This window comes from Colwellia sp. 12G3 (assembly GCF_002836775.1).
GTDB lineage: Bacteria > Pseudomonadota > Gammaproteobacteria > Enterobacterales > Alteromonadaceae > Colwellia.
On the sequence record NZ_PJAQ01000033.1, the window covers coordinates 1 to 4,939 of the forward strand.

At 34.7% G+C, this 4,939-nt stretch carries 8 protein-coding genes; all 8 read right to left on the minus strand.

From position 1 onward, the window contains the following. Positions 1–240: 240 nt before the first annotated feature. Positions 241–555, minus strand: coding sequence for a hypothetical protein (locus CXF71_RS09935; RefSeq protein ID WP_157826730.1), 315 nt, complete (start codon positions 553–555; stop codon positions 241–243). 186 nt (positions 556–741) lie between these two features. Then, positions 742–966: a hypothetical protein gene (locus CXF71_RS09940; protein ID WP_101232809.1), complete on the minus strand. Its 225-nt coding sequence runs from the start codon at positions 964–966 to the stop codon at positions 742–744. A 58-nt stretch (positions 967–1,024) separates the two neighbouring features. Then, positions 1,025–1,378: a hypothetical protein gene (locus CXF71_RS09945; RefSeq protein WP_101232810.1), complete on the minus strand. Its 354-nt coding sequence runs from the start codon at positions 1,376–1,378 to the stop codon at positions 1,025–1,027. Positions 1,379–1,496: 118 nt separating this feature from the next. Then, complete coding sequence (locus CXF71_RS09950; RefSeq protein ID WP_101232811.1) at positions 1,497–1,931, minus strand: hypothetical protein; 435 nt, start codon at positions 1,929–1,931, stop codon at positions 1,497–1,499. A 560-nt stretch (positions 1,932–2,491) separates the two neighbouring features. Then, the gene (locus CXF71_RS09960; protein WP_101232813.1) at positions 2,492–2,920 is read right to left on the minus strand and encodes a hypothetical protein; all 429 of its coding nucleotides are present in this window, start codon (positions 2,918–2,920) and stop codon (positions 2,492–2,494) included. Between the two features lie 107 nt (positions 2,921–3,027). Continuing rightward, positions 3,028–3,441 carry a hypothetical protein gene (locus CXF71_RS09965; protein ID WP_101232814.1) on the minus strand — a complete coding sequence of 138 codons (414 nt, stop codon included), beginning with the start codon at positions 3,439–3,441 and terminating at the stop codon, positions 3,028–3,030. A gap of 112 nt (positions 3,442–3,553) precedes the next feature. Continuing rightward, complete coding sequence (locus CXF71_RS09970; protein WP_157826731.1) at positions 3,554–4,003, minus strand: hypothetical protein; 450 nt, start codon at positions 4,001–4,003, stop codon at positions 3,554–3,556. A gap of 125 nt (positions 4,004–4,128) precedes the next feature. Continuing rightward, positions 4,129–4,872 (minus strand): hypothetical protein, encoded by a 744-nt coding sequence (locus CXF71_RS09975; protein WP_101232816.1) that lies wholly within the window; start codon positions 4,870–4,872, stop codon positions 4,129–4,131. Between the last annotated feature and the right edge of the window lie 67 nt (positions 4,873–4,939).

A 4,939-nucleotide genomic window follows, 5' to 3' on the forward strand; every position in this document is an offset into this window, starting at 1 on the left:
ATTGCGGACATTAAGCCTTTGCAAATTCAGGAGCATATTTAGTGCAATATTAGCCAATATTTTCTGCTCACTTGTGGGGCTGGTTTAAGCTCATTATAGTTGACTGCTGCTCTATTAGAAGGCAGTTCATGCATCAGGACGGAGATTAGGTATCTAGCGTCAAACAGCACTTCGGATTAGCTTTTGTATCGATAACGCGAACAGTAGTGGCTCGTCTTTTGCGTCCGCTGGCTGCACTTGTTAGTATTTTTCATATGACTCTAGAGGTTCAACAAAGCAATAGTATTGCTCTAGAAAACCTTCCGTTTCGTATCGAATAATTGATGGTTCAACTCTTCGATATGACCCATCACTCAAGTCAAAATACAAATTTAGACGAAAACTATTCTCCTTTTCGGAAAGCGCAATATCTAATGAGCCACCCTCAGGATCAAGCGTGCCAAGCATACCTACCGCAGGACTGTCATTTAACCACGGGCGTACCATAGGAATATTTTCACGCGCTCGATAGAAATTTACGCTGACAGTCTCATCTTGATTCAATGATATCTCCATGCGGTTCCCAGACTCACTCCTCCAAAAACCACAGTAATTTTCAATGTATGAATTCAATGGAATTCTCCCGTGTTCTTGGAGTGCTAATGCCCACGTTAAGGGGCTTTTTATTAGTTTGCTAAAATGTGTAGCGAAGCGGAACCGAGCAAACTGTAAAAAGTCCTGCTTTAACTGCTTAGCAATACTTTATGCGAACTGTTTTACTTTTAACGTCTTGAGGTAATTGAATAGCCGATTTTTAACTTGTGGAGTTAAACCTAAACTAATTAAGAACGTTGAAAAGATAGAAATGAACATAATACTTTTGATTATTTTAGCGCCCGTAAGTAACGCTACAAGTATTAATAGAGCAACATAACCTAAACCAATTAAACCTAGAAAAAGGCAAATTCCCTTAATATCGTTATTCATAATTTTCCTTAATTGAGTTTTAACTTCACTTATTCTAGCCTAAAAACGTGAAAATACCCTACACCGATAAAGAATCGAATTTAACAAATAACATGCCGATTGAAAACAGAATAAATCCTGGGATAGCATGAACAAATACAATTGGATATTGAGCTACAGCGGATTTAGTTGGAATAAAAAAATATGGGTCTAACTTTTGAATTAACTTATAAATTGGCTTAACTATAGGCTTAAAATAAGTTTGAAAATAATAGCCAAATACAGCCATTGCCTGAACTTCCAAAAGCAAAACAAAAAACTCTAAACCAATACCATCCAATAGCACAGCAATAGCTATAAACTCTGGTTCTAGTAACAAAAATAAAACTAGAAGGAAGCTAGACGTTTTCCATGGGAATTTCGGCAATTTCATACTCAGTCCTTAAGGTATTGCTAACGCCCCACTAAGGGGCAAATAATTGTTGGTTAAAATAAGCGACGCAGGAGCAAAAACCAACTGTTATTTGTCCTGCTTGAGTGGCTTGTTAGCATTACTTCTTGGAAGCCCAAGCTGCTTTTCTTGCTTGGTTCTGAATTTCAGTTAGGTCGTCATCAAATGAGAATGAGTAAATTCTCCAACCGTCTTTTACTTTGAAAAATTGGAATTCATAACGTACAGGCTGCCTGTCGTATGTAGCGAGATATGTAACATATACAAATGACTCACCAACAAGAAAGGTATCCAATTTACCAATATGATGAACTTCACCCACTAGCCCTTTGAGAGCATTAAGTTGGGTTTTAACATTTTTGATTTGGTCTGGTATTGCAGAAACATATTCATTCGTGCTGTAAATTGAATTAACTGCTTCGTCTATCTTATTTTTTTTATATAACTCAAAAAATTTATTAATTTCTTGCTGATAATCCGCAGCAAAAAGATTAAAGGATATTGTGAGTGATAAAAGTAAAAGTATACTCTTCATGATTGGTAAAACTCCATGTAATGCTAACGCCCAATTAACGGGCTAAGTAATAGTTGGCTAAAATAGCGAGGCACGAGCACGGCCAACTGTTGCGTGTCACGTTGAATTGCTTGTTATATTTTACTTACACAAAACATTAGAAAGAGGTGCTGATATGTAATTTTCTTCCCACAGTAAAAGTCATAATTATTTATAAATATCTATAAGAAGCTAGTAAGTAAAAGGAAACTAAAAATAACAGTACCAATAAAATACTTTGGATTGAAATACGTCTTTATTCCGCATGTAATTACCCCTAAATAAGTTACGAGAATAAAATAATAAATACTCCCGGCTAAAGGTAAACCTAGGGCTGTTGCTATAAACAAAAAAGGTGCAATTAGTAATGCTACAGCCAGAATACCTGTATTTGCTAATTGTATTTCTTTCTCGAATAGTTCAAAGACCAAATCTACTTCCCTGTAAAATATAACGCCTCAATAAGAGGCAAAAAATAGTTGGTTAAAATAAGCGACGAAGGAGCAAAAACCAACTGTTTTTTGTCCTGCTTTATTGACTTGTTAGGGTTTTACCAACTCCGCCCATTTATTATGTAAAAAAGTACGAGATTGAATAACTGATAGCATATAAGGCTTAAACTCACCTTTGGGCAACTTAAAAATTGCACTATAGACTGCGATTTCATTTGCCTCAATACCTTCTGATTTTGCCCAAGCTTGAACAGCAGGATCTGAATCTAAAGTTATATCTGCTTTATCGAGTGCTTTAAGATAAATGAAATACTCATTTTCTGATTCAATTTTCGTAGGGTCACGTTTAATCGAAAACTCAATGACATGTAGATCAGGGTTTTCATTATAAAGTTGTGACACATTGATTTTAACAACTTTAAGATATTCAGGTTCCGCAGCCCAGAATTCATTAATGTCATTGGCAAATGATGAAAATGAAAATAAGGAAAGAATAAAAATAATAGATTTGATTTGCACCAGTTTCTCCGTAAACCCTAACGCCCTAATAATGGGCAAAAAATTGTTGGCTAAAATGTTGAGGAACGAAAACAGCCAACTGTTTTTTGTCCTTATTTATTAGCTTGTTATGCTGCTGGTTCTGAAACCTTAACAGCTTGGGATTTTAGTTTATGATAACTAAATGTTCCGCGAACACCGCCAATAAGCACTAATGTAAATATTACTGCCAAGATCGGCACGGAGGGATTAGTTAGCCACATATCTACCTGCTCTAGAATATAGAATAACACCCCGAAAACTGCAGCAAATCGGCTTAACTTCCATAGTCCAAATGCTATTAAAATAAAGATAAATGAATCTACAAATGCCCAACCATCAATACCTAAAATTGGATCATTATACATTCCATACAATGCAAATGCCGCTGTAACGGTTGCTACAAATATAGCTACGAACATAGCACCTTTTGTAGCTGATTTTGCAGCTTCTAATGTTGAAACATCAGGCCAGTAAAAATTATCCTTTTTGGTATCACTCATGCTTGAATACTCCTTGCAGCATAACGCCTCACTAAGAGGCAAATAATAGTTGGTTAAAATAAGCGACGAAGGAGCAAAAACCAACTGTTATTTGTCCTTGTTGATTTGCTTGTTATGTGCCACTTACACCGTGAAAAAATGCAGTAACATGTGGGCTTAGCCAAACACCCGCAATAAAAATTAGAACACCAGCGATTAAATTGATAAAAAATGCAATTACTCTCTCTGACGTTTTCCCTTTATTTAAACTTAAATCTAACTGAGTTAGCAATGCTCTTGCTTTGTCCTCTTCCAGATTAGCAAGTACAGAATATCGCTTATACTCAACTTTAAGTTGAGTAACCTTATCTATTTTTAGGTTAAGTTCACTTTCTAATTTTTCTATTAAACGAGAAGTATCTGTTAGAGATGCATGAGCTTGATCTATTTTACGACCTAATGACTCTTCATTTTCTTTTAAATCTTCTAAGAGATACTGAAATTCTTTCGCCATTTTAGGCGTGAACATTTTAACTAATGTTCTATATAAGTATCTACTGATGAGTTCGAATTTATTTTTCAAGGCTCCATCCCTATTTGGCACATAACGCCTCACTAAGAGGCAAAAAATAGTTGGTTAAAATAAGCGACGCAGGAGCAAAAACCAACTGTTTTTTGTCCTTTTGAGTGACTTGTTATGTTTTTTTATCACCCAAACAAAATCCCAAAATCATCGGTTAAATACACTGGAGTTTCAGAAGTGCCTTTGATGACAAATATATTTTTAATACCTGAAGGTAAAATAGATTTTACCATAGGGTAATCTTGAATATCCTCAACAGTACATTTGCCAACTACAGCGATATGGTCACCTTCACCGATTTTACTTTCCTTTAATTGAATAATTGCTTCATCATTATATTTATAATACTTAGCAGTTAACCCAAGTGTTGTAATAAAATCTAAAACATTTGGTTCCAAGTCACGATACCTTAACTTACCGTTCAATATAAATTCGTTAAGGTCACCATAATTATTGAATTTATCGACATTTTTAGTAATAAGAAATTCACAGTGTTCCACATCAATTAAAGCGTAATCGCCTTTAACTTGAATAAGAAACGAGTTCTTCTTACTTCTAGTTTCTTTTAAGCGCCAGTCTGATTCATTACTATTGAAACCAGTACCAAGGTCTCCACCACCTTTAGCAAGTTCAGACATTTCATAAAATTTAGTTTCATAAAATGCTGCTTTATTTTTGAAAATAGGTGTTATTAGTGCCTCTATAAGTATTGATTTGCCCTGTACTTTAATAATTTTATTGTTTATATCTTTTGATAATATTGAGCTTTTACGCTTGAATTCTTTACGTATTTTTTTATCTTGATTAGGTAATAACATCAAAATAATAAAGAACACTGCAAGTCCTAAAAAGATGTACCAAGGTTCCAAATCTATTCCTTACTTAACTCATAAGCTTGATTGTTTATGCCAAGCTAGCTTAAAAACATAACGCCAT

Bases quoted from the DNA above. Each gene is read 5' to 3' on its own strand.
- CXF71_RS09940 (WP_101232809.1), bottom strand. From the start codon at position 966: ATGAATAACGATATTAAGGGAATTTGCCTTTTTCTAGGTTTAATTGGT.
- CXF71_RS09965 (WP_101232814.1), bottom strand. From the start codon at position 3,441: ATGAGTGATACCAAAAAGGATAATTTTTACTGGCCTGATGTTTCAACA.
- CXF71_RS09945 (WP_101232810.1), bottom strand. From the start codon at position 1,378: ATGAAATTGCCGAAATTCCCATGGAAAACGTCTAGCTTCCTTCTAGTT.
- CXF71_RS09950 (WP_101232811.1), bottom strand. From the start codon at position 1,931: ATGAAGAGTATACTTTTACTTTTATCACTCACAATATCCTTTAATCTT.
- CXF71_RS09935 (WP_157826730.1), bottom strand. From the start codon at position 555: ATGGAGATATCATTGAATCAAGATGAGACTGTCAGCGTAAATTTCTAT.